This is a genomic window from Nocardia sp. NPDC049149 (genome assembly GCF_043197455.1).
In the GTDB taxonomy this organism is placed as follows: domain Bacteria; phylum Actinomycetota; class Actinomycetes; order Mycobacteriales; family Mycobacteriaceae; genus Nocardia.
The window spans coordinates 978,364-1,002,779 of sequence record NZ_JBICTD010000002.1 but is presented as its reverse complement, the minus strand read 5'-3'; the positions used below and the strand labels follow the sequence as shown (position 1 = coordinate 1,002,779).

The following is a 24,416-nucleotide window of genomic DNA, read 5'->3' as shown; positions in this document are numbered from 1 at the left end:
GCGCACGGGAGACAGCACGCTGGGCCGGACAGTCATCGGCCGGCGGGAAGAAAGATGTCCCAGACAACAATGGGAGCTGTACGAATGATGCATCCACGGTGACATTTCGTCAATCGGGACACTCCGTCTCACCCGCTGCCGTTCCGCTGCCTCTCGCACTGTTCTTGCGGCGCGGTGTCGGCGAGTCCTGCTGGGAACAGCCGCAGTTCGTGCCTGGCCCAGTGCTCGAGCCGAGGTCGGCGGCCGTTCGGTGGGGTGACCGTCATCATGTCCGGTCGGCGAAGTCGACGACGAGTAGCGCACCGTCGGCAGCTTAATTAGGGTAGCCTCACCAATGTTGACCGCCTGGAAGGAAGGGAGCGTACCGCTGTGCGCGTCGTCATTCTGTTCGGATCCGAATTGGGCACGGCCGAGACCGTCGCAGACAGCATCGCCGACGTGCTCGCGTCGCACGACGTGTCGGTCTACGACATGGCCGAATTCGCCGTCGAAGATCTCGATGTGCGCGACGTCCACCTCATCGTGTGCTCCACCTACGGCGACGGCGAACTGCCGACCGGTGCCGAGCCCTTCTTCGATGCGCTCGATGCCGCCGCGCCAGATCTGACCGGTCTGCATTTCGCAGTCTTCGGCCTCGGCGACAGCATCTACGGAGACACCTTCAACCGGGGCGGCGAGATCGCCGCGGAGAAGCTCGCGGAGCGGGGCGCGACCCAATTCGGTGTGCACGCGCGGCACGACGCGTCGACGGAAATTCGGCCGAAAGACATGGCGCGCGAATGGGCGTCGGAGTTGCGTATGCCTACCCTCACCTCGGCCTGATAGTCCGCTGAGAGCAGTTCGAACTTGGGGGACAGCGCCAGCGGACAAGTGGCCCAGCACTTTAGACTGGAGTCGAGCGCGGCACAGCCCGCCGTGCGCGACGATCCATGAGGTGACGAAGATGGCCCCCGGAGCAAGCCCCGCGCAACGTCAAGACCACTCGACGGATCATGCCGATCACCCCGAGTTGGACGTGTTGCCGGAATGGCCGCTGGAGACGATCGCCGTCTTGGTCACCACCGATCCGGCCCCGCATGCCATCCCGGTGTCCTGGCCGGTGCGCGCGGGCGATCGACGCATTCTGCTCAGCCTCAAGTTCGATCGCGGGTCGCTGGCCCGGCTGCGGGAGCGGCCACAGGTGGCGTTGCTCATCCTGGGTGGCGGCAATGTCGCGCTGTGCGCGCGTGGCGTCGCGCGGGTGGTCGCCGAGGAGATGCCCGGCGCCGCCGACTATGTCGCGGTGCGCATCGATGTCGAGGCCATCGACGACCATCGCCAGTCCGCGTTCGCGGTGGACAAGGGCATCCAGCGCACCGTGCTCGACGCGAGCGAACTCCACGCGCTGGAGGGCAGGGTGACTACGCTGCGGGCGTGGGCCGAGAACCAGAATTGAACCGGCAGAACAGTTCTGCGGATCCGCGACGATAATCGGAATCGAAGGCGGCGCGAATGGGCCGCGTGAAAGGGATTTCTGGTATGAGCGTCACATTGGCCAAAGGCGGGAATGTTTCGCTGTCGAAGCAGGCAGCCAACCTCAGTAAGGTTGCGGTCGGTCTCGGCTGGGACGTGCGCACCACCACGGGTGCCGACTACGATCTCGACGCGAGTGCGTTGGCCACCGGTCCGAACCTGAAGGTGTTGTCGGACCAGCATTTCATTTTCTACAACAACCTGCGTTCGCCCGAGGGCTCGATCGAGCACACCGGCGACAACCTGACCGGCGCAGGCGAGGGCGACGACGAAGTGATCAACGTCGACCTGACCGCCACCCCGCCCACCATCACCAACATCTTCTTCCCGGTGTCCATCCACGACGCCGACGCCCGCAGCCAGTCGTTCGGACAGATCCGCAACGCGTTCATCCGCGTCGTCGACGCGGCCACCGGGGTGGAGCTGGCCCGCTACGACCTGACCGAAGACGCCTCCACCGAGACCGCGATGGTCTTCGGTGAGCTCTACCGCCACAACAACGAATGGAAGTTCCGCGCCATCGGCCAGGGCTATGCCTCCGGCCTCGCGGGCATCGCCCGCGACTACGGCGTCAACATCTGAGCGGGTACACCACGAGCCCTGTGCGCACCGCGGTGCGCACAGGGCTCGTTACTCCGATCAGCTTGGGCTGCTCAGTGATTCAGGTGCTTCGGGGATGAGCTGTGGCCGGTCGCGCTCCCTGGTGTCCAGCAGCGCGAAGTAGCGCCGGAGCATGAGGGTGGCGGTGGTGGCCAGGCCTGCGGTCAGGCCCCACCAGACACCTGCCGCGCCGAGCCCGATCGGGAAGGCGAGGAGCAGGGCGACGGGAAGGCCGACGCCCCAATATCCGATCAGGGACAGGCGGAAGCCCGCATTGGTTTCCTTGAGTCCGCGCAGCAGCCCGGTGCCGATGTTCTGTGCGGCGTCGAAGAACTGCAGCACGATGCCGACGAGCAACAGAGTGTGCGCGATCTGAATGGTGCTGGTGTCCTCCGAATTCAGGAACGGCCGCAGCACGAGATCCGGCGCGATCAGGTAGATCGCGCCGGTGAGCGTGGCGACCACGGCGACATGGCGCAGCGCGAGCCACGCCAGCGCCCGCGCGTGCGAGTACTCGTCGCGCGTGACGGCATGGCTCACCAGGATCGACGCACCGTGCGACAGCCCGATCGCGACCTGGAACACGATGTAGATGATCTGGTACACCACATTGTGCGCCGCCAGCGCCGCCGGGCCGATGCTGCCCATGACGAGGGCGAGCACCGAGAACATGCCCGCTTCCGAGCCGTAGGTGAGGGCGATCGGCCCGCCGAGGCGCAGCTCGGCGAGCACCGTCGATTTCCGCACCGGCCACGGTCGAAGGGGCAGCGTCGCACCGAGTTTCGCGTCGCGGCGCACCATCGCCAAGAACACCCCGAAGGTGATCAGGAAGACCAGCGAGGTGGCGACGCCGATGCCGGTCAGGCCGAGCGCGGGCAGGCCGGCCCGCCCGTGGATGAATCCGAGCGCGAGCACGAGATTCAGCAGCACCGAGCCGAGGGTGACCCACAGCAGGGCCTGCGGCCGCTGCATGCCGACGGTGTACTGGCGCAACACCTGAAACCACAAGCACGGCAACAGGCCTGGGGCGAGCGCCACCATCAGCGGCCGCGCATCGGCAAGCACCCCGGCATCCTGCCCGAGCCACTGCAACGACCAGCCGAGTCCGATAAGCACTGCGCCGCCGAGGATTCCGGCCACGGTCGCGATCAGGAAGCTCGACCGGAGCACGTCCTTGATCTCGCGATCCGGCGACTCGCCGCGCTTGCCCGCCGAACTCACCGCGGTGGCAATCTGATTGCCGCTCGCGGTGATCAGCCCGACACACATGGTGCGGATCTGGTTGAACAGCGCGATCGCGAGGCCGCCCGCGGCCACCTGCTGCACGCCGAGTGTGCCCATCAGCACGATGTTGGTGGTGGACACCGCGATCTGCGCCAGCTGGGTCATCGCGATCGGCGTGGCGAGTGCGGTGAGCCGACGGCCGTCGGCCCGGTAGTCCGATAGGTTCACCGGGCCTCCGCGAGCTCACTGCGGCGGCCTGCGGGCACATAGCGGTGCAGCATTGCCCGGACCTCGTCTTCGGCCGCGGGATCGAGCAGGTCGCGCTCGCGCATCCAGTCGTCGTCGAAGACTGTGTCCAGGTACTTTTCGCCGCCGTCGCAGACGATGGTGACGATGGTCGAGCCTGCCGGGAATTCCTCGAGCCTGCTGAGGGCGGCGTGCACCGAGCCGCCCGCCGACCCGCCGATCATCAGGCCGAGCTCCTTCGCGACCGCGCGGGCGGTCGCGAAGGCCGCCACATCCGAGACCTTGACGCCCTCGTCGAGCAGCGAGTAGTCCACGGCGGTGCCGATGGTCGCGCCGGGCGGGGTTCCGGTGCCGGACTGCCAGTACGGGCCGCCCTCGCCGCCGAAGGCGATCGAGCCGACCGGCTCGACACCGATCACGTAGGGCGGGCAGCCGAGCTGGCGCAGCCGGGTCGCGGTGCCGAACAGCGAACCGCCGGTGCCGACCGAGGACAGCAGGATGTCGACCCGCTCCACGTCTTCGAGCAATTCTTCGGCGACGGCGTAGTATCCGACCGCGTTCGCGTCGTTGTTGTGCTGCTCGGTGAAATACGCGTCCGGCCGCGCGGCGGCCATCGCCTCGGCGAGGTCCTCTCGTGCCGAGGTGGCCAGGTTGTCGTCGCCGTCGTCGGCGACGAACACCAATTCCGCACCCATTGCTCGCATCGCGCGCAGCTTGTCCTTACATGCGTGATGATCGACCACTGCGGTAAAGCGATACCCACGTTCGGCAGCTACTACCGCGAGACCGAGTCCGGTGTTCCCGGATGTGGACTCGATGATATGCCCGCCACTTGTCAGCAAACCGCGCCGCTCGGCATCGAGCACCATCTCGCGCGCCATCCTGATCTTCGCCGCCCCGGTCGGATTGAACGGTTCCAACTTGAGTAGCAGCCGGGTGCCGGTGCTGGTGGCCGCGAGTTCGAACAGCGGCGTGCGGCCGATCAGATCCGTCACGCGCGTGACGAGCGGCATGGATATCTCCTCGTTCGGGGTCGGGATGGTGTGGGTTCAGCCGTCGAGCGTCCAGCGCAGCCGGTCGCCTGGAGGGTGACGGTCGGCCGAGCCCGGGTGGGCGCGCGCAGGGGTCAGGTGCAGCAGCACCTTGGGTGGGATCGGCAGGTCGTGGAAGGCGGATTCGTTCGAATCCATTTGGTATCCGGCGGTATTCGGATAGATCAGCAGGTCGCCGACCGCGGCGGCGCGGGGTAGCGGGATGCGCCGCCAGCTGAGCATGTCGGAGTCGAGGCAGGTGGCGGCGCCGACGCAGGTCGGCGTGGTGTCACCCGGCGCGGCAGGCCAGAGCATCGGGTCGGGCAGGTACTCGCTCTCGAACCACTGCTCGGACAGGCTCAGGCTCGTTCCGTCGACGGTGAGCAGTTGGTACGGCTCGCCGTGCGCGTGCCTGGTCTTGCTGCCCTGCACACGGAAGACGGTGAACCCGGCGTGCGCGAGCAGCGCGCGCCCCGGCTCGATGGCGAGCCGGATGCTGTTGTCGCGCAACCGCTGTGCGAGGCCGTCGTGCGCGAGAACGGCGCTGAGCATGGCCGGACCCGGCACGGGGAAGTGATAGGGGTAGTAGGACTCGAACGACTTGCCGGAGTGGAACCACCGTCGGTCGACGTGCGCGGTGAACTCGGCCCACGCGCCCGGCTCGACATAGTCGACGCCGAATCCGCCGCCGATCGATACCGTGTCGGCAGGCAGCCCGAGTGTCCGTGCGTGCAGGCAGCGCTCGATCAGCTCGACGGCCAACTCGGCCCGCGCCACCGCGTCGTAGCCGGACAGATGAAAGCTGAAGCCCGCCAGCCGGATCGAGTCAGCGTGGGCGAGGAAGGCCAGTGCTCGGTCGATGTCGCCGTCGATCATCCCGAATCGACTGGCCGAGGCGGTGGGCAGGACGCGGAGCATGACCCGGCTCGCGGTGCCGAGTGCGGCAAGCCGTTCGAGCTCGCCGAGGTCGTCCACCGCGATCAGCGCGCCGTGTCGAGTGGCGAGCCAGAGCAGGTCGTCCGATTTCGCGGGCCCGGTCACCATCAGCTCGGCGCCACGGATCCCCGCTGCCAGCGCGGCCGTCAGTTCGCCGGTGCTCGAAACATCTACCCCGGCACCGCTTTCCGCGCAGGCCCTGGCCACCGCGGGCGACTTGTTCGCCTTCTTGCCGTAGTAGATGACCCCATCGACCCCGGCCTGCGCGAAGGCGGCACGGAACTCCTCGACGGTGCGACCGACTCGTGGCGGATACAGCACATGGAACGGCCGACCGAGCGCAAAGGCGATGTCGCCGAGCAGGTTCGGATCATCGATCGCCTGACGCTCCCAAGCGTCGAGGCGTGCGGGCAGCGGAACGGCGCCGATGGTGCTGCGCGCCGCCCCGACCGCTCCGGCTTCTAGTCCCACAGCGGCACCTCCGTGCCGCGGCCCTCCGCGATGGCCCGCTCCGCGAGCGCGTGCGCCACGGCGATATCGGTGAGCACGAGACCGCTGTTGTAGACGAAGATTCGCTCGTCGTCCGAGCGCCGCGCGACCGCCCTGCGGGTGAGGATCTGCGGCAGTTCGGCGTCGACGCGGCGCAGCGTCCCGTCCGGGCCGACCATGTCGGTGCCGGTCAACGCCATCTGCTCGGCGCTGGTCGCGATGACGCGGTCGGCATCGACCAGGGTCGACGGCGCGAGCCCGTAGCCGACCAGCACCGCCGTGGCACCCGGTGCGAGATCAGTGGATTCGAGCGCGACCTCGGTGCCGGGCCCTGCGGTCGCCAGCACCACATCGGCGGCGGCCGCAGCGGCCTTCGGATCTGCGACCGTCTCGAGCAGCATGTGCGGGTAGTACTCGGCGAGCTGGCTGTGCACCGCGGCCAACCCCTCCGGGTGGGTGCCGTACAGCATCAGCTTGCGCAGCTGCGGATTCGCGGCGAGCAAGTGCGGCAACGCGTTTCGGCCCTGGGTTCCGGTGCCGATCAGCAGCACGCTCTCGGCGCCCCTGCGGGCCGTCTCGCGGACGAGTAGCGCCGACACCGCGGGGGTGCGCAGTGCGCCGACCCGCGCGCAGTCCATCATCGCGATCGGCGCGCCGGTGCTGTCGTCGTACAGCGTGATGGTGGTGTAGTAGCGCTTCGTCGCGCGGTCGTGGCCTGGATCGAATTTGTACGAGGTCTTCATCGCCACCACCCTGCGGCGGCCATCGCGCCCGAGCATGGCGTAGGACACCGACGAGCCGTCCGGATTGGCCACGCTGAGCTTGCGCGGATTTTCCGAATCGCCCGCGGCGAACGCCACATACGCGTCCTCCACTGCGCGCACGACGTCGGCGGGCGTAATCGGCACGCCTGCCAGGTCGCTGCGGCTCAACACCCGCAGTGGGGTGCTTCGGTCACGAGTGTTCAACGGATCCTCGATCATGTGCTGTATCCCGCTCTATCGCCACCGGCGTCTGCTCCCGGTGTCCGTCCGCTCGGGCAGGCTCGACGCCGCCGGACGCGAACGCGGTGGTACTTGCCGCGCGGAACGGGGCGATGATCCGTTGCCCATAACCATTCTCGTCGGCCTCTTCGGCCCGCCGCGGTCGTTCAGGCAAGCGGATGTTCACCCGCTTCAGCCAGCGGTCGGTGCCGTCATAGCGTGCGGTGAACGGTACTCGACCGTGCACCGCCACGTCATTGTCGACAAGCAGTACTTCACCCGGTGTAAGCGCTGCGGTCATGCAGACCCGCTCGAGCTCGGCGGTGAGGGTGGCGTAGGCGGTACGGAACGCGGCGTCGGCGTCGTCGAGCGGGGTGTAGGCCGGGTCGTAGCGCAGCGTGGTCTCGTCCGGTCCTGCCGCGGTCCACAGCGTCGGCAGTGGCGGGGCCGAATACCGTTCGTGCCCAGTGCCGTACGAGACGTCGGGCAGAATCGGCAGGGTCGGCGTGCTGAGCAGGCGCCGCTGGTCGGCGGTGAGCTGGACCCGGCGTACCGAGGACACCGTGGTGCCGACCGAGTCGGGGTTGCGCAGGCAGCCGAGCATCAGCAGGTTGGCGCGGGCCGGGTGGAACGCGTCCTCGCTGTGCGGGCTGAGCAGGGTCTTGCTGCTGGCGCCGGACTGCTCGTGCTCGTGGCCGGGGGAGGGCAGGATGTTGTTGACCAGGCGGCCGCCCTGCTGTCCCTGCCAGCCGAACGGCTCACCGGCGCTGCGGGCAAGCAGCATCATGGCGATGTCCAATTCCAGCGAGCTCGCGCGCCGCGCCGCGGTGCCGCTCCACTCGGCGGCCTCGCGCCAACTCGGTGGGGTCGGGCCGAATTCGTCGTCGGTCAGCGGCAGCCTGCTCACGATCGTCGCGCCCGCCGCGGTGGCGGGCGGGCGCATGGCGTGGCGGAGCTCGGCGGGCAATTCGCCGACCCTGGCGTCGATCTGGGTGATCAAGGCCGGATCGGTCAGGGTGGCGGCCAATGCGGTCGCGTCGTGGAGCGTTGCGTCGAGTGTGGTAGATATCTCTCGTGCGAGTTCACGCACCGCGCGCCCGGCGGCGGCGGGGAGCTCACGACGTTCGATATCCTGCGGGTGAAGCGTCTTACGTTCGGAGAGAACGCCTTTCACCGAGGGAGTCCCTTCTTCGCATCGTTCGAGAGAGCAGGAGTGACGTCGATCTGCGAAGCTAGCGTGCGTTGATTAATTAAGCAAGGCTTACCTAATCCCATTGTTGAAAAATAGCAGAAACGCATAACTGTAACCAAGGAAAGCGCGGTCGGCCTCGGCGTGCCGCGCAACCCATTAGGCTAGCCTGTCCTGATCGCGGTCGGCGTACGGCGCACGCGAGGTGGTCATTCAGGAAGAAGGCAGCGCAATGGGTTTGAGTCGGCGGCAGCTCCTGCAGTCGAGTGTCGGTGTCGGGGCGATCCTGCTGGTCGCCGCGTGTTCGACGGGGACCGAATCCGCGGGTCCCGCGCGCAGGGGCGGCACGTTACGGGTCGGCGCGCTAGGCACTCCCGCGCGGATCGAACGCGACCCGCACGCCAACCTCAGCAACGACAGCGACTTCCTACTCGCCTCGCTGGTGTACGACGCCCTCACCGTGCCCGGCGGCGACCCGAATGTCGCGCCGCGCTTGGCGACTCGATGGGAGCCGGACCCGGCGCGGCGGCGGTGGACCTTCACTCTCGCCGACGGCGCGACCTTCCACGACGGAACGCCGGTGACCTCCGACGAAGTCGTGTGGTCGATGCGCAGGCTGCGCACGGTCGCCGGCGCGTCGAAAATGCCGGTGGCCGCGGAGGACATCACCGCCGACGGGCCGAACCGGGTGGTGTTCGCGGTGCCGGAGCCGAACACCCAGCTGCCGCTGCTGCTGCGGCTGATGACGTTCACCGTCAAGAAGGACACCACGGACTTCACCAAAGCCATTGGCACCGGCCCGTTTCGGCTCGAGTCGTACCAGGGTGGCAACGCAAGGCTGGTGCGCAACGAGCACTGGCACGGTCCGGCGCCGCTGCTCGATGCGATCGAGATCACCATGTTCGACAGCGTGACCGCGCTGGGTAACGCGGTGCTCGGCGGGCAGATCGACCTCGCCTCCAATGTCGGCGCGATCGCGGGACGGACCGCCGAGGGACGCGGCGATCTGCAGGTGGTGCGCCGGGCCGACGACACCATGCTCGGCGTCGCGATGCGTACCTCGGACGGGCCGTTCGCCGATGTCAAGGTGCGGACCGCCGTCCGGCTCGGTGTCGATCGCAAAGCCCTGGTGAACCAGGTGCATTCGGGCTACGGCACGGTGGCCAACGACATTCTCGGCACCGCGGATCCGCAGTACGACAAGACCATCGCGCAGCGCACCCGCGATATCGAGCGGGCGAAAACGCTACTGCGCGAAGCCAATTTCGATACCGGTCGCAGTTATCCGCTGGTGACCAAGGCGGAGGTGGCAGGCGAGGTCGAATCGGCGAAGGTCATCGCGACTCAGCTGGCCGAGATCGGCATCCGCCTCGACGTGCTCACCCAGGAGTCGAACGCCTTCTACGACCAGACCTGGTTGAAGGCGCCGTTCTACACCGTGTCCTGGGGCACCAACGATTCCACGCTCTTCTTCGCGTCCAAGTTGCTGACCAGCGGCTCGAACCGCAACGAAACCGACTTCAAGGACGCCGCATTCGACGCGGCCACCGCGAAGGCGCTGGCGGCGCAAAGCGATTCGGAGTACGCCCAAGCCTGTCGTGAGGTGCAGCAGATCGAGCACGAGCGCGGCGGTTACCTGGTCTGGGGCATGGCCGACGGCATCGATATCGCGTCGGCCAAGGTGCACGACCTGCCCACGCTCGGCGGCTTCGCCAGGGTGCAGCTGGAACGAGCCTGGTTGGCGGAGTGATCCCCTTCGCCCGTGCCCTCTTTCGGCGCGTCGTCCTCCTGGTCGCCCTGCTTGCGACGGTCTTCGTCGTCGTCGACCTGCTGCCAGGCAGCACGGCACGGGCGGTGCTGGGGCGGGACGCCACCCCGGATCAGATCGCGGCGAAGGAACGCGAGCTCGGCCTGGATCGCCCACTGCTCGAACGCTTCTGGCGTTGGATCAGCGGCGTGCTCACCGGCGATTTCGGCAACACCGCGCGCGGACGCTCGATCAACGACCTGCTCGCCGCCAAGTTCCCGCCGACGCTGTTGCTCGGCGGCCTCGCACTGACGGTGACCGTGATCGCGTCGCTGCTCCTCGGCGCGTGGTGGGCGGGGCGCCACACCATCGCGCCATTCGCGTTGCCCGCCAAGCTGGTTCCGCGCGGCGCGGTCGCGGTGCGCCGGAGCGTGCTGCGGTCGTTGCAGCCCGCAACGACCATCGCCGCGGCGGTGCCGGAGTTCGTGGTCGCGACGCTGTTGATCCTGGTGTTCGCGCTCGCGCTCGGCTGGTTGCCCGCGGTCACCCTCACGGATCGGTCCGGCTTCCCGGCGAGCCCGGACATGCTGGTGTTGCCGGTGCTGGCGCTGGCCATCCCGCAGGTCGGTTGGAATACCAGGGTGGTCCGCGCCGCGCTGGTCGATGCCGCCCAGGCGCCGCATGTGGAAAGTGCTGTGCTGGAAGGCATTGCGCCCCGTACGGTGATGCTGCGGCACATCATGCCCTTCGCGTTGCCGACGATCGTGGCGAGCTTCGCGACCACCGTCGGCATGGTGCTCGGCGGATCGCTGGTGGTGGAGACCATCTTCAACTACCCGGGACTCGGTGCGGTCCTCGCGGGTTCGGTGGCCGACCGGGACGTGTCGGTGGTCGCCTCGGTGGTGGCGCTGTCCGGGGCCGTGATCATGGTGATGCTCGCCGTCGCGGACGGGATTCGGGCCTGGTCGTTGCGGGGACACCGATGATGCGCGCCACGGCGAAGCGGTTGCGGTTGCTGACGGTGCTGCCCGCGGTTCTGGTGAGCGGGCTCGCGATCCTCGGCCCTGCCCTGGCTCCGCATCCGGCCGAGACCCCTGTCGGCATCCCGTTCGGCGATCCCGACGCCACAGCGTGGCTCGGCACCGATCGGTTGGGCCGCGACGTATTGAGCCAATTGCTGTACGGCGGTTGGGGTCTGCTCGTGCTCGCCGCGGTGCTCGCCGTGACGGTCACCGCGGTGTCCTGCGTGCTCGGCGCCCTTGCCGCGCTGCGTCCCAGGATCGGCACGCTGATCGAACGCGCCACCGACTTCGTCATGTTGCTCCCCGCCGTTCTCGGCATCCTGCTGGTGCTGACCTCATGGCCGGACGCGGGCGCCTACGGCCTGCTCGTCGTCGCCCTGCTCTTCGGGGCCCCCTACTGCGCAAGGGTTTTCGCGGCCGCCGCGGCGGGCATCGCCGCCTCCGGCTACGTCGAGGTCGCGCAGGCAAGCGGCGAGACCTTGGCGCACTTGATCTTCCGGGAAGTGATCCCGAATCTGCGTGAGGTGATCCTCGCCCAACTCGGCCTGCGCTTCGTGGCCGCCGTCTACCTGGTCAGCACCGCATCGTTCCTGCAACTCCCCACCACCCTCGGCGCCAGCAACTGGGCGGTCATGGTCCGCGAGAACGCGTCCGGCATGCTGCTCAACCCCTGGGCCGTCCTCGCCCCGAGCTCGGCCATCGCGATCGTCGCGGTCAGCGTCAACCTTGCGGTCACCGCGTTCGGCCGTGGGTGGTCAAGCCGGCGGAAGCCTCACGTGGACCCTGCCGGGTTCGGGCCGAAATCTCGTATCGGTGAGGTGGACTCGTGAGTGGCCGGACGATCGATGTGCACGGGCCGTTGCCGAAATCCGACAGCGAGACATCGTCGCCGATCGTGGTGGACGGATTGGCGGTGTGCGGCCCGAATGGGCAGGAGTTGTTCGGGCCGACGAGTTTCCGGACCGATGCGGGCACGATCACGGCGTTGACCGGCGCCTCCGGGTCGGGCAAGACGACGCTGATGCGTGCCTTGCTCGGGCACCTGCCGGAGGGCGCCACCCGCCAGGCCGGTTCGGTGTCGGTGGCAGGCCACGACGTCTTCGCGTTGGACCCCGCTGCCCGCCAGCGCTTCCGGCGCACCCACGTCGCCTTCGTCGGCCAAGATCCCGGTTCGGCGCTCAACCCGCTGATGCGGGTGCAGGCGCTGCTCCGCGAGGTCGCCGACCACGCCTCGCGGGACACCCTTGTCGCCACTCTGGAGCTGGTCGGCCTCTCGGCCGAGCAGCTGCGCCGACGGCCCGCCGAACTCTCCGGCGGCCAGCAGCGCCGAGTCGCCTTGGCGCGCGCCCTGATCCGTCACACCGGCGTGTTGATCCTCGACGAGCCGCTCGCGGGTCTGCACGGTGCGCTCCGCACCGATATCGCGCGGCTACTCACCGATATCGCTGCCGAACGTCGCGCGGCGATCCTCCTGTCCGGCCACGACACCGCCACCGTCCACGCCATCGCCGACAACGTCATCGAACTCGGCGCGCACCCGATGGTCATGTCAATCGATGCGGCTGAACCGGACTCGGCACGGGACACGCCTGCGACCGGCAGCGTGACCACGTCGCGGCGACAAGTCGCGGCTCTTGACGGTCGAGACGGCGGCCCGAAGAGCGCAGACGCCGCCGCGCACGAACCGTCGATGCCATCGGTCGCCTCAGTCATGTTGTGCGCCAAAAACATCAGCGCCGCCATCAACGGCTGTGACGTATTGCACGCGATCGACCTCGAGCTATCGCCAGGTGAGGCGCTCGCCGTGGTCGGCGCGTCCGGCGCGGGCAAAACAACGCTCGCCCGGGTGATCGCGGGCTTGTGCCGCGCGGCAACCGGCACCCTCGAGCTGCGCGGCGTCTCGATGCCGATCACTCGCGGCGGCAGAACTGCCATGGGCAGCAAGGGTATTCAGTTGGTCACCCAGAATCCGCGCTCCGCGCTGAACCCGCGCCGGACCGTCGCGCAAACACTCGGCCGACCACTGCGCCGGATCGGCGGTGTGCCGAGAGCGCAACTGGCGCAACAGATCACCGACCTGCTCCGCTCCGTCGAATTGGCTCCGGACCTCGCGGTCCGGTACCCACACGAGCTGTCCGGCGGGCAACGCCAGCGCGTCGCACTGGCCAGAGCACTCGCCGCCGAGCCTGCGGTGCTGATCTGCGACGAGATCACCTCCGCCCTCGACAACGCGACCGCAACCTCGATCATGACCCTCCTCGACCGACTTCGCGCCGACCGTGCCATGGGCCTGTTGATGATCACCCACGACATGACGATGGTCGCCGCGCACTGCCCGCGCCTGCTCGTCCTCGACCACGGCCGCATCGTCGAAGCCGGCCCGACGGACACGGTGCTCGCCGCCCCGGCACACACCGCGACCCACGCACTGCTCCGCTGATTCCGGACTGCCATATCCGCGTGCGAAATCGGACATCCCGCGCCGGATCTGGATGATGGATGGGGTGCTTTCGAAACTGTCCGGCGCCGTGGCCGCCGTCGTGGTGTCCGTTGTGCTGGCCGGTTGCGGGATCGACCGTGCGCTCACCCCGATCCCCGAGGGCATCCCGCCGGGCCCAGGCACTCCGCTGCCGGTGATCGACCTCGACGCGCCTGGCCGCACCGCGGTCCAACTGCGCGGCTGGGCCGAGGAACAGGCGGAGCGGATGGCCATTCCGCCGGTCGCGTTGGAGGCCTACGGCTACGCGGCGGCAATCCTGGCCAGGTCGCGCCCGGACTGCGGGATCGCCTGGACCACCCTCGCAGGCATCGCGAGCGTGGAGAGCAAACACGGCACCTACCGCGGCGCGCGGGTCGGCGAGGACGGCACCGTCCGCCCGCCGATCATCGGCATCCCGTTGGACGGAACGCCGGGCGTCGCGCTGATCAAGGACACCGACGGCGGTGCGCTCGACGGTGATCCGGAGTTCGACCGCGCGATCGGCCCGCTGCAGTTCATTCCGGAAACCTGGAAACGCTGGGGCGTCGACGCCAACGGCGACGGCGTGGCCGACCCGCAGAACATCGACGACGCGGCCCTCACCGCCGCTCGCTACCTGTGCGTCAGTGGCGGCGACCTCACCTCCGAGCACGGCTGGCAGCGGGCGCTGCTCACCTACAACCAGTCGCAGAGTTACCTACTCACCGTGCGTGATCGCGCCGCGGCCTACAGCGTCGGGCGACGCGTGTGAGCTGGCCCTACGGAGTGCCGGTTACCTGCCCAGGTCGGCGGGCGCTAGGCTCGCAGCGCACGGCAATGCCCATGAGACCTACCGTGCCAGCAGCCGAAGGAGTGTCGTTTTCGTGGCAATCATCGAACAGGTCGGAGCTCGCGAGATCCTGGATTCTCGCGGAAACCCCACTGTCGAGGTCGAGATCGCGCTCGACGACGGCACCCTGACCAGGGCTGCGGTGCCCTCCGGCGCATCGACCGGTGAACACGAAGCCGTTGAACTGCGCGACGGTGGCGAACGCTACGGCGGCAAGGGTGTACAGAAGGCCGTCGAGGGTGTGCTCGACGAGATCGCGCCTGCCGTGATCGGCTTGGACGCGGTCGAACAGCGCACCGTCGATCAGGTGCTGCTCGATCTCGACGGCACCCCGGACAAGTCCCGCCTCGGCGCGAACGCCCTGCTCGGAGTGTCGCTCGCGGTGGCACGCGCCGCCGCCGAGTCCTCCGGTCTCGAGCTGTTCCGCTACCTCGGTGGCCCGAACGCGCACGTGCTTCCGGTGCCGATGATGAACATCCTCAACGGTGGCGCGCACGCCGACACCAGCGTCGATGTCCAGGAGTTCATGGTTGCCCCGATCGGCGCGACCACCTTCAAGGAGTCGCTGCGCTGGGGCGCCGAGGTCTACCACGCGCTGAAGGCGGAACTGAAGGCGAAGGGCCTGTCCACCGGCCTCGGCGACGAGGGCGGTTTCGCCCCCGATGTGGCGGGCACCCGTGAGGCGCTCGACCTGATCAGCGAGGCGATCGGCAAGACCGGCCTCAAGCTCGGCACCGATGTCGCGCTCGCGCTCGATGTCGCGGCCACCGAGTTCTACAGCTCCTCCGGTTACAAGTTCGAGGGCAGCGTGCGCTCGGCCGCCGAGATGGCGCAGTTCTACGCCGACCTGATCGCCGCCTACCCGCTGGTGTCCATCGAGGACCCGCTGTCGGAGGACGACTGGGACGGCTGGGTCGCGCTGACCGATCAGATCGGCGACAAGATCCAGCTGGTCGGCGACGACCTGTTCGTGACCAACCCGGAGCGCCTGGAAGAGGGCATCGCGAAGGGCGCGGCGAACGCGCTGCTGGTCAAGGTCAACCAGATCGGCACGCTCACCGAGACTTTGGACGCGGTCGAGCTGGCGCACCGCAACGGCTACAAGACGATGATGAGCCACCGGTCCGGCGAGACCGAGGACACCACCATCGCCGACCTCGCCGTCGCGGTCGGCAGCGGCCAGATCAAGACCGGTGCGCCTGCGCGCAGCGAGCGGGTCGCCAAGTACAACCAGCTGCTGCGCATCGAGGACGCGCTCGGCGACTCCGCGCGCTACGCCGGGGATGTCGCGTTCCCGCGCTTCGCATTCGAGGGCTGACTAGCTAGAGGGGTTTCGCGATGACGGAGCGACGTGCGCGGGGATCCAGTCCGGCCGGGCGTGGGGACCGGCGCACGTCGCGGGCCGCTCGCTCGCGCCCCAAGGCGGGCTCCGACACGGAGACCGCCGCACGGCCCGCCGCCGCCAAGCGCACCACGCGCAGGCGGTCGGAGGACAAGAAGGCCGAGCCGCAGCAGGTCGGCAAGCCCAAGGTCGGGTTGCGGACCGAGGACAAGCACGAGCGCACCATCCTCGGCCTGTCCACCGGCAAGGCGGTGATCCTCGCGATCGTGGTGTGCGGTCTCGCCCTCACCCTCGCCGTGCCGATGCGCACCTATTTCACGCAGCGCGCCGAGGCGACGCAGCTGGCCCAACAGCGGCTCGATCTGGAGGCCGATCTGGCCCGGCTGCGGGATCGTCGTGCGCAGCAACAGGATCCGGCCTACATCCGGTCCGAGGCGCGCGATCGGCTCCGCCTCGTTCAGCCCGGCGAAACCCCCTACATCGTGCAGGTGCCCGGCATCGAAGCGCCCGCAGCACCGACTGCCGCGACCAAGTCTCGGGAGCCAGACCCCTGGTACACCCAGCTGTGGCGCAGCATCTCCGAACCCCAACCCGCTGCCGGTCATGCCGCCCCCGCACCGCAGGGGCCGCCACCCGCAGCGCCGCAGCCAGGCCCGGAAGGACCCAATTGACTGAGCAGCGCGGTGGAGCTGTGACGACACCGAACGACCAGGATCTCGCGATCATCGCCAAGCAGTTGGGCCGCGAACCCCGCGGCGTGCTCGCCGTCGCGTACCGCACCCCGGATGGGCTCCCTGCCGTTGTCAAGACCGCGCCACGACTGCCGGACGGCACGCCGTTCCCCACGCTGTACTACCTGACCGACCCGCGGCTCACCGCCGAGGCGAGCAGGCAGGAGTCGGCGGGGGTGATGCGTGAGATGACCGAACGGCTCAGCAGCGACCCGGAATTGGCTGCCGCCTACCGCGCCGCGCACGAGAGCTATCTGGCCGAGCGTGACGAGATCGAGTCGCTCGGCACCGATTTCACCGGCGGCGGGATGCCGGAGCGGGTGAAATGCCTGCATGTGCTCATTGCGCACGCGCTGGCCAAGGGGCCAGGCGTGAATCCGTTCGGCGATGAGGCGGTGGCGCTTGCCGCCGACAATGGCTTGCGCGGCACCGCGATTCCGGCCGACTGGCCGAAGTACGAGCGGACCGGCGATCGAGGAGATGGAGCTTAGGCAATGAGTGATCGGGTAGCGGCGGTCGACTGCGGGACGAACTCCATCCGACTATTGATCGCCGACGTCGGCGCGGACGGCAGGCTCGTCGACGTGCATCGGGAGATGCGGATCGTGCGCCTCGGTCAGGGCGTGGACGCGACCGGTTCGCTTGCGCAGGAAGCGATCGAACGCACCAGGGTGGCGTTGGCCGACTATGTCGCGTTGATGCAGAAGACCGGTGTCGTCCGGGTGCGGATGACCGCCACCTCCGCCACCCGCGACGCGTCCAATCGCGAAGACTTCTTCGCCATGGCGCGCGCCGAGCTCGGCACCGTGGTGCCCGGCGCGGAGGCCGAGGTGATCAGCGGTGACGAGGAGGCGCGGCTGTCCTTCGCCGGCGCGATCGGCGAACTCGCCAGCGCCGAAGGGCCTTTCGTCGTCGTCGATCTCGGCGGCGGCTCGACCGAGCTGGTCTTCGGCGACAGCGACGGCGTGCAGGCGGCGTTCTCCGCCGACATCGGCTGCGTCCGGATCACCGAGCGCTGTCTGCCCGGTGACCCGCCGGATGCCGAACAGGTCGGCGCGGCACGGGAATTCGCCACCCAACGACTGGCCGAGGCGTTTGCCGCGGTGCCCGTCGACGGCGCGCACACCTGGGTCGGTGTGGCAGGCACCATGACCACCTTGGCCGCGGTTGCGCTCGATCTGCCCGAATACGACTCGGACAAGGTCCATCTCACCCGCCTGAGCCTGGATCAGCTTCGAGCCGTGTGTGATCGGCTGATCGCCATGTCGCACGACGAGCGTGCGGCCCTCGGCCCCATGCATCCCGGCCGGGTCGATGTGATCGGCGGTGGCGCCGTTATCGCCGAGGTGCTGGCCGCCGAACTGGCCCGCCGCGCGGGCATTTCCGAACTCGTCGTCTCCGAGCACGACATCCTCGACGGCATCGCACTGTCGATCGCCTAGCGGTCTTCGCGTTTCAGCGACCAGGTCCGGGTGATACCGGTCCTACCTGCGGGACGGCACATGGTGCGCAATGTGCAAACCAGCGGCCGCTCCAGGCTGAGCAGATTGCTCAGCCCCGCGTCCCTAGGTTGCGCAGATCGTCGAGTAATGGTGTTGTAGTTGACGTCACATACGACGCAGCTCATGGGGGGGTTCGCTAGATCGACTGCTGTATCGATGGTGGAGCCGCCCCCGCATGCGTGCCGTTGGTCCGGCTCTTCGTCGCGTCCTGGTATGGCGGATCCAGCCTGAAGACTGCCGATATTGTTATTGCGCGACGAAAGAATATTCAGCTTTGATGATACCGACAATGGGCGCGAGCCTGATCGACGGCTCGATACTGATGTTGCTTGTGGAACGGCCCGACCATGGCTATGCGTTGCTCGAGCGCCTCCAAGTATTCGGGATAGAGATGAATGGCGAACCGGGGGCGTTGTATCGGCGGCTGCACTCGCTGGAGCGAAAAGGTCTTGTCGAGCATTCTTCGATAGCATCGATCAAAGGCCCGCCCAAAAAGGTATATGCGGCAACCGCACTCGGTGTTGTGGCCCTGCGGGACTGGGTCTCCTCGGTAACCGACGCGCACTGCGCCGTCGAGCGTTGGCTCGATGCGCACGAGGCGCTGCTCGAGCAGCGGCCGAAACTGTCCGTAATGTCCTGATTGTGCTGTCGGGCAAGGTAACTGCACTTCGCACTTACCGCCCCGTGCGCAGTGTAGTTAGCTATCGGCATCACCACATGGGGGCGCATTCGCGTCGAATAGTTTGTCCATCGACCGACTGGAGCATTGGTTCGACATGCATACCGTTCTTGAAGTCCTGTTGGTACCGCCGGGTTCGTCGCCGTTTCCGAGGGATTCGTGGGAAACGAAGTCCATCCTCGCCTTCGAACAGCGGATGTTGGATCCCGTCGACAAGTACCCGTGCATCTTCGGCGTCGATGCCGTGATCCGGCGGACGCTCCGGTACGGGTTCATCCGAACCGGTTGTCATGCGAAGCAGCTCGCGGAGACACTCACCTCGTTCACCAATGTCTGTGAAAGCCTGGGGAAACGAACGTCGCTCGTCACGTTCTTCGAGTCGTGGGATGCGCAGGAGCGCACTCATGAGAGCTATTACCAGGAATTCTGGAACCTGCTCAGTGAAACGTCGGAGCACGACGAGCTGCCGTGGCCTGCCGCGCATGCCGTCGACACCGATGACGCGCGGTTCGAGTTCTGTTTCAACGGCGTTCCCATGTTCGTCGTGATGAATACCGACCTGCACGTGGATCGGCGCAGTAGAAACTTCGAGCGCGTGGCCATCACCTTCCAGCCCCGTTTCGTCTTCGACGACATCCAGCCGAACACGAAAACAGGTGACAACGCCCGCAACGTCATTCGCGGGCGTATCGGGCGATACGACACCGCGCCGTTGACGAAGATGCTCGGCAATTTCGGTGACTCGGCCAATCAGGAATGGCGTCAGTACTACCTGGACGACGGTAGCGACACCATCTCGCTCGGCCGGTGTCCGGTGTCGTTCAACAGGAATGGAACGGAGCTCTGATGCATTCGCCCTTGATCGTCGAGGAAGAAGCCCTCACCGTCGCCGAGGCGGCGTCGCGCTATCTGCCGCACCAGGGTGGTATCGAGTTGCAGCGCGATCAACCCGCCAAGATGCATTCCTGGCACAGCCATTCGGTGGACGAAACCCTGGTCGTGCTGGAGGGGTCGATGGTGCTGGAATACGTTGCCGTCGAGGACGGCGCGCGGTCGGTCCGGTCCAGCTGGGTCGGTGCCGGGGCGCGGATCGTGTTGCCCGCCAAGACGGTCCACCAGTCGACCGCCGGTGGCGAAGGGTGCGTCTACTTCATCATCCCGGAATCCGGCATGCAGGCGGAGACCACCAGATACGCCGATCCCGAGGAAACGCGCGTTGCGGGCTGATCTCAGCGCGATGCGCCACCTGCCCGCACAGGTGTGGATCATCTCGGTGGCCACACTGATCAACAGGTCCGTCGGGTTTCTCGCACTGTTCTCCGCGATCTACTTCCAGTCCTTCGATCGCCCGGCGAACGTGGTCACCCTCGCGCTGCTCGTCGTCGGTGTGGCAGGTGTGCTCGGCGCGATGGCCGGCGGATGGATTGCCGAGCGGGTGGGTCCTGGCGCGGTGTTGAGCATCGGCTCGCTCGTCAACGTGCCCTTGCTGATCATCCTTGCGATGCTCGGCGGCAACATCGTCGCGTCCATCCTTGTGACGGCGATCAGTGTGGCCGTCTCGCAATCCTTTGTCGGTCCGTCGGCCGCGGTGGTCTCCGCATCGACCGATCAGGTCTCGACGGTGACGCTGTTCGCCTTCTACCGGATCTTTCTCAATGTCGGTTCGGTCGTGGCGCCTGCGTTGGCCGGCATCTTCGGGCTCGGCAACTTCCGTCTGCTGTTCCTGCTGTCCGCGGCGGGTTCGTTCGTGGCCTTCGTCCTGTTGTCGACGACGCTGCGCGGGTCAGGTGCGCGGGCCGCGGCCGAGCCCGAAGAGGATGGCGCCGTTGACGACTCGATGGCCGAGCCGGACTCGCAGCGCTGGCGTATCTGGACGGTCATCGCCGTATTCGGCGTCACCATAGCCATTTACGCGCAGCACCAGAGCGGCATACCCCTGTCCGTCGAGCGGCTGCCCGAAGGCGCTCGCCTGTATGCCATTCTCCTGCTGATCAATCCCATCGTCATCATCGTCGCCGAGCTCCCGCTCAGCACGGTCACGGCGAGGCTGAAATGGGGAAATGCCTACGGGATAGGCATTTTCGCCACGGCCGTCGGGTTGGCGATCTGCGGCGTCTCGGGCAGCTGGGCCCTGTGCATCGCGGCCTTCGTTCTGTTCTCCGTCGGCGAAGCGATCTTCGCTCCGCTCGCGAACTCGTCGATCGCCACGCTCAGCAAGCCGCAGCACAACGCCAGATATCAGGGCTACCTGTCGGCCGCGCAGTCGCTCGGCATCGCACTCGGTCCTGCCATCGGCGCATGGGGTGTCCTGCACAACCGTTCTCTCTTTTGGATCGCCGTGGCAGTGCTCGGCGCCGTGCTCGCCGCGGTATCGGTATTCGCAGGAACAGGAAGGAAATCCAGTCGTGAACCCGTCCAGGTACCGGCATAGCTCAGTACTCGTCGTCGATCCGGTGAGCTCGGGGGCGCTGTATGAGCCGCTGCTCGCGGGAGCCGGGGTTCCGGTGCTGCTGCTCGATACCGAACGCGCACGGGTGGCAGGCCTGCGCTCGGAAGCGACGCCCGGTGCGCTCAACTTCGAGCACGACTTCGAGGGCAACCCGGAAAAGCTGCTTCGCTACTGCCTCGACAACGCGGTCGGCTACGTCGTGGCAGGCGCGGAATCTGGTATCGGCCTTTGCGAATTCCTCAGGGAAGCACTGCCCGATTGCCCCGCGAACGAGCCGGACCGGTCGACGCGGCGGTGGTGCAAGGACGACATGTTCGCCGAGCTCGCGTCGCGCGGCATCCCGACGCTGCGGACGGTCTCGCTTCCGGCAGGACGAGAAATCGATGCGCAAGACGCCGCCGATCTGCTCGCCGATGGACCTGTTGTCGTGAAGCCGTCGATCGGCGCCGGATCGGTCGGTGTCGTGATGGTCAAAGCCGCCGCGGAGCTGCCTGAGGCCGTCCATGCGATCACGACGAGGCCCGGATTCTTCGGCGACAGGCCGAATGCGCTTGTCCAAGAGCTGTTTCCGTTACCACAGCACGAATACGTCATCGACACCTTCTCTTACGGAGGAACCCACGAGATCTTGGGGGTGAGCCGCTACGACAAGCGGGTGTCCGATGACGGAAGCTTTGTGTACGAACGGATCACGTGGCTGGCGCTGGACGAGGCGCCGGTATCGGTCATCTGTGATTACGCCAAGGAGGTGCTCGACGCGCTCGGTGTCCGGGTGGGGTCCGGTCATATGGAAGTCATGTACAACGCCGAATTCGGTGCTCGGCTCATTGATTTCGGCGCACGGGCGCACGGTGCGGGTCACCCGCTGAAGACGTTCCAGCTGACCGGTACCTCGCACATCCACCGGGAATGCGAGTTCGTCGCACATAGATTGGCGCAGCGGCCGCTGTCCACGGCGGGCGGTAGCTACGCCCTCGCACGGCGCGGGGCCATCATCTTCTTCAACCTCGCCCGGTCGGCGCGGTATCGCGCGACAGCTGGCGACATCGCGAAACTCCCTGGCATGGTGAGCGTTTCGGTCAACGCCGTCCCCGGTCGAACATATCCGGCGACCCGTTCGCTGCTCGACTCATTGGATCTCGGGCTGGCCTTCATCGAGGCGGACAACGAGCACGACCTCGACGAACGGTGCCAGCTGGCGCGCGCCGAATTCGATCTCGCTTTCGAGAGCTGACACTGCTCGGCGGTCGCGGGCTACTTGCCCTCTCGCGACCTGCCGACCACCAAATCGGCCAGCCTGGACAATGATTCCTTGTTGCGCGGCACCAGGAGGAGTTCCTGGACCGGGTCGGGAACCAGGGTGGCCAGTCCGCTGATCGCGCGCTCCGACATACGAACCAGAGTGCGCTGCGGCGCGAGTTCGACCAGCTCCAAACGGATCCAGGCCGAGCCGACCGGCCACAGCCTGGCTTCCAGCTCGAGCATCCGAGGCGGGTCGACGTCGTGCACCTTCGTGGTGTCGGACATGGTCAGCGGCCAGGTGCCGACGCTGTGATGGATGCGGGTGCCGACCGCGGGCCAGCCGGGATCGACGTCGCGGATATGTGAGGCGCCGACCACCCAGGTCGCATACATCCAGCCGTCGGCGAGGACCGCGAACGTCTGCTCCGCCGAGGCGTCCACCGTGATTTCGACAGGATCCATCGCTGCATCGCTTTCGTCGTCCGTGTCGCCGACTGTAATCGCGAAGATCAGCGTCGGCCGCCCGGTGTCGGATGCCCGCCAGCCGACGGTGGAAACGCGCGCGCCTCGCTGCGGCGCCGACGGCCGATTCCCGCGTGCGACTGATTGCCGTTCGACATGACACGACGACCAAGGTGGACTTAAGTCGACGATCATTCGGATTTCAGGTGTAGATGCCAAAAAATCTGCGTCGGCATGGCATGGTCTGAGAATGTCGGAAACAGCGACGACTGAGTCATCGGTCACAGGACGAACCGTCTTCGGCCACCCGATCGGGCTGGTCAACCTCTTCGGAGTCGAGCTCTGGGAGCGGTTCTCGTACTACGGGATGGTCTCCATCCTGGGCTTTTATCTCTACTACTCGGCTACCGACGGTGGGCTCGGGCTCGCGAAGAGCACCGGCGTCGGCATCGTCGGCGCATACGGCGGGCTGGTCTACCTGTCCACCGTCCTCGGCGCCTGGATCGCCGACCGGCTGCTCGGCATGGAACGGACGGTCTTCTACGGCGGCACGGTCGTCGTGGCAGGCCACATCGCGCTCGCCGTGGTGCCCGGCTTCGCCGGCGTCGCCATCGGCCTGGTGCTCGTCGCCCTCGGTAGCGGCGCGTTGAAGGCCAACGCCTCCTCGCTGCTCGGCACGCTGTACTCGAAGGGCGACGCGCGCGCCGACGGCGGGTTCACGCTGTTCTACCTCGGCATCAACCTCGGCGCGTTCATCGGGCCGCTGCTCACCGGTCTGCTGAAGGACCACATCGGCTTCCACTACGGATTCGGCGCGGCGGCCATCGGCATGGCCATCGGTCTCACGCAGTACGTGGTGTTCCGCCGCAACCTCGGCACGCACGGCCGCGAGGTGCCGAACCCGTTGTCGCGCGAGGAGTTCGGGAAGGTCGCCGCAGTGCTCGGCGTCGCCGTCGTCGCGGTCGCCGTGGTGTGGACGACCGGACTGGTGACGTTGGACAACCTGCCGGACGTGACCACTGGCGCCATCACCGCTGGGGTGATCATCTACCTCTGGGTGCTGCTCCGCAGCCCCAAGGTGACGCCGATCGAGCGAAGCCGGGTGCGCGCCGCCATCCCGTTGCTCGTCGCCAACGCGGTGTTCTGGTCGCTGTACCAGCAGATCTTCACGGTGCTCACGGTCTACTCCGACGAACGGATCGACTGGAACATCTTCGGCTGGACCGCACCGTCGAGCTGGGTCAGCTCGATCGCCGCGGTCTGGGTCATCGGGCTGTCGCCGCTCTTCGCCATCCTGTGGACGAAACTCGGTTCGCGGGCCCCGAGCACCCCGCACAAGTTCGCGCTCGGCGTGATCGGTGTCGGCGTCTCGTTCCTGCTGTTCATGCCGCTGTCCACGTTCAGTGGGCGGTCGGTTCCCGTGCTGCTGGTCTTCGTCGTGCTCGCCGGGTTCGTGATCTCGGAGCTGCTGCTCTCGCCGATCGGTCTTGCGGTCACCACCCAGCTCGCACCGGAAGCTTTCCGGGCACAGATGATGGCGCTGTACTTTTTCTCGCTTGGCATCGGCACGTCGATGTCGGGTACCTTGGCCCGGTTCTATGACGCGGACCACGAAATCGCGTACTTCGGCATCACCGGAGCCGTCGCGGTCTGTGCCGGACTGATCGTGGCCGCACTTTCGCCGTGGATCAGCAAGCACATGGAAGGCGTGCATTAGCCTGC

At 67.3% G+C, this 24,416-nt stretch carries 24 protein-coding genes; 18 read left to right on the top strand and 6 right to left on the bottom strand.

Annotation, left to right across the window (positions count from 1 at the left end; all coding sequences use genetic code 11):
- Positions 1-369: 369 nt before the first annotated feature.
- From ACGFNJ_RS10425 to ACGFNJ_RS10415, 3 genes are all read left to right on the top strand, one after another.
- Positions 370-822 carry a flavodoxin domain-containing protein gene (locus ACGFNJ_RS10425; RefSeq protein ID WP_393445698.1) on the top strand — a complete coding sequence of 151 codons (453 nt, stop codon included), beginning with the start codon at positions 370-372 and terminating at the stop codon, positions 820-822.
- A gap of 121 nt (positions 823-943) precedes the next feature.
- The gene (locus ACGFNJ_RS10420; RefSeq protein WP_393445696.1) at positions 944-1,435 is read left to right on the top strand and encodes a hypothetical protein; all 492 of its coding nucleotides are present in this window, start codon (positions 944-946) and stop codon (positions 1,433-1,435) included.
- Positions 1,436-1,518: 83 nt separating this feature from the next.
- Complete coding sequence (locus ACGFNJ_RS10415; RefSeq protein WP_393445694.1) at positions 1,519-2,094, top strand: TerD family protein; 576 nt, start codon at positions 1,519-1,521, stop codon at positions 2,092-2,094.
- Between the two features lie 57 nt (positions 2,095-2,151).
- On the opposite strand, the gene ACGFNJ_RS10410 is transcribed toward ACGFNJ_RS10415, so the two are convergent.
- From ACGFNJ_RS10410 to ACGFNJ_RS10390, 5 genes are read right to left on the bottom strand one after another with little or no spacing between them, the layout of a single operon-like run.
- Positions 2,152-3,564 (bottom strand): MATE family efflux transporter, encoded by a 1,413-nt coding sequence (locus tag ACGFNJ_RS10410; protein WP_393445692.1) that lies wholly within the window; start codon positions 3,562-3,564, stop codon positions 2,152-2,154.
- Positions 3,561-4,595, bottom strand: a complete 1,035-nt coding sequence (locus ACGFNJ_RS10405) for a PLP-dependent cysteine synthase family protein (RefSeq protein ID WP_393445690.1) — start codon at positions 4,593-4,595, stop codon at positions 3,561-3,563. The genes ACGFNJ_RS10410 and ACGFNJ_RS10405 overlap by 4 nt, the downstream gene beginning before the upstream one ends.
- Before the next feature lie 36 nt (positions 4,596-4,631).
- The gene (locus ACGFNJ_RS10400) at positions 4,632-6,020 is read right to left on the bottom strand and encodes an alanine racemase (protein ID WP_393445688.1); all 1,389 of its coding nucleotides are present in this window, start codon (positions 6,018-6,020) and stop codon (positions 4,632-4,634) included.
- Positions 6,011-7,021 carry an ornithine cyclodeaminase family protein gene (locus tag ACGFNJ_RS10395; protein ID WP_393445686.1) on the bottom strand — a complete coding sequence of 337 codons (1,011 nt, stop codon included), beginning with the start codon at positions 7,019-7,021 and terminating at the stop codon, positions 6,011-6,013. Before ACGFNJ_RS10395 ends, ACGFNJ_RS10400 begins: the two co-directional genes overlap by 10 nt.
- Positions 6,993-8,195 carry a TauD/TfdA family dioxygenase gene (locus ACGFNJ_RS10390; protein WP_393445684.1) on the bottom strand — a complete coding sequence of 401 codons (1,203 nt, stop codon included), beginning with the start codon at positions 8,193-8,195 and terminating at the stop codon, positions 6,993-6,995. The genes ACGFNJ_RS10395 and ACGFNJ_RS10390 overlap by 29 nt, the downstream gene beginning before the upstream one ends.
- A 247-nt stretch (positions 8,196-8,442) precedes the next feature.
- On the opposite strand from ACGFNJ_RS10390, the gene ACGFNJ_RS10385 reads away from it, so the two are divergent.
- From ACGFNJ_RS10385 to ACGFNJ_RS10320, 14 genes are all read left to right on the top strand, one after another.
- Entirely contained in the window at positions 8,443-9,960 is a 1,518-nt protein-coding gene (locus ACGFNJ_RS10385; protein WP_393445682.1) for an ABC transporter substrate-binding protein, read from the top strand.
- Positions 9,957-10,943, top strand: coding sequence for an ABC transporter permease (locus ACGFNJ_RS10380; protein ID WP_393445680.1), 987 nt, complete (start codon positions 9,957-9,959; stop codon positions 10,941-10,943). Before ACGFNJ_RS10385 ends, ACGFNJ_RS10380 begins: the two co-directional genes overlap by 4 nt.
- Positions 10,940-11,809 carry an ABC transporter permease gene (locus ACGFNJ_RS10375; RefSeq protein ID WP_393445678.1) on the top strand — a complete coding sequence of 290 codons (870 nt, stop codon included), beginning with the start codon at positions 10,940-10,942 and terminating at the stop codon, positions 11,807-11,809. Before ACGFNJ_RS10380 ends, ACGFNJ_RS10375 begins: the two co-directional genes overlap by 4 nt.
- Positions 11,806-13,419 carry an ABC transporter ATP-binding protein gene (locus ACGFNJ_RS10370; protein ID WP_393445676.1) on the top strand — a complete coding sequence of 538 codons (1,614 nt, stop codon included), beginning with the start codon at positions 11,806-11,808 and terminating at the stop codon, positions 13,417-13,419. Before ACGFNJ_RS10375 ends, ACGFNJ_RS10370 begins: the two co-directional genes overlap by 4 nt.
- Before the next feature lie 55 nt (positions 13,420-13,474).
- Entirely contained in the window at positions 13,475-14,209 is a 735-nt protein-coding gene (locus ACGFNJ_RS10365) for a lytic transglycosylase domain-containing protein (RefSeq protein ID WP_393445935.1), read from the top strand.
- A 112-nt stretch (positions 14,210-14,321) separates the two neighbouring features.
- On the top strand, positions 14,322-15,605 hold the full coding sequence (eno, locus tag ACGFNJ_RS10360) for a phosphopyruvate hydratase (RefSeq protein WP_393445674.1): 1,284 nt from the start codon (positions 14,322-14,324) through the stop codon (positions 15,603-15,605).
- Between the two features lie 20 nt (positions 15,606-15,625).
- Positions 15,626-16,300, top strand: a complete 675-nt coding sequence (locus tag ACGFNJ_RS10355; RefSeq protein WP_393445672.1) for a septum formation initiator family protein — start codon at positions 15,626-15,628, stop codon at positions 16,298-16,300.
- Positions 16,301-16,320: 20 nt separating this feature from the next.
- Positions 16,321-16,851: a DUF501 domain-containing protein gene (locus tag ACGFNJ_RS10350; RefSeq protein ID WP_393445670.1), complete on the top strand. Its 531-nt coding sequence runs from the start codon at positions 16,321-16,323 to the stop codon at positions 16,849-16,851.
- A gap of 3 nt (positions 16,852-16,854) precedes the next feature.
- Positions 16,855-17,802, top strand: a complete 948-nt coding sequence (locus ACGFNJ_RS10345) for an exopolyphosphatase (protein WP_393445668.1) — start codon at positions 16,855-16,857, stop codon at positions 17,800-17,802.
- 349 nt (positions 17,803-18,151) lie between these two features.
- Positions 18,152-18,502, top strand: coding sequence for a PadR family transcriptional regulator (locus ACGFNJ_RS10340; protein ID WP_393445666.1), 351 nt, complete (start codon positions 18,152-18,154; stop codon positions 18,500-18,502).
- Between the two features lie 136 nt (positions 18,503-18,638).
- On the top strand, positions 18,639-19,388 hold the full coding sequence (locus ACGFNJ_RS10335; protein WP_393445664.1) for a YqcI/YcgG family protein: 750 nt from the start codon (positions 18,639-18,641) through the stop codon (positions 19,386-19,388).
- Entirely contained in the window at positions 19,388-19,768 is a 381-nt protein-coding gene (locus ACGFNJ_RS10330) for a hypothetical protein (RefSeq protein ID WP_393445662.1), read from the top strand. The genes ACGFNJ_RS10335 and ACGFNJ_RS10330 overlap by 1 nt, the downstream gene beginning before the upstream one ends.
- Before the next feature lie 10 nt (positions 19,769-19,778).
- Positions 19,779-20,972 carry an MFS transporter gene (locus ACGFNJ_RS10325; protein WP_393445933.1) on the top strand — a complete coding sequence of 398 codons (1,194 nt, stop codon included), beginning with the start codon at positions 19,779-19,781 and terminating at the stop codon, positions 20,970-20,972.
- Positions 20,947-22,224 carry an ATP-grasp domain-containing protein gene (locus tag ACGFNJ_RS10320; RefSeq protein WP_393445660.1) on the top strand — a complete coding sequence of 426 codons (1,278 nt, stop codon included), beginning with the start codon at positions 20,947-20,949 and terminating at the stop codon, positions 22,222-22,224. Before ACGFNJ_RS10325 ends, ACGFNJ_RS10320 begins: the two co-directional genes overlap by 26 nt.
- A gap of 20 nt (positions 22,225-22,244) precedes the next feature.
- Here ACGFNJ_RS10320 and ACGFNJ_RS10315 read toward each other — a convergent pair whose 3' ends face one another.
- A complete protein-coding gene (locus tag ACGFNJ_RS10315; RefSeq protein ID WP_393445658.1) occupies positions 22,245-22,694 on the bottom strand; it encodes an SRPBCC family protein in 450 nt (149 codons plus the stop codon).
- 250 nt (positions 22,695-22,944) lie between these two features.
- Between ACGFNJ_RS10315 and ACGFNJ_RS10310 the strand changes: the two genes are divergently transcribed.
- Positions 22,945-24,411 (top strand): peptide MFS transporter, encoded by a 1,467-nt coding sequence (locus ACGFNJ_RS10310; protein WP_393445656.1) that lies wholly within the window; start codon positions 22,945-22,947, stop codon positions 24,409-24,411.
- Positions 24,412-24,416 lie beyond the last annotated feature (5 nt).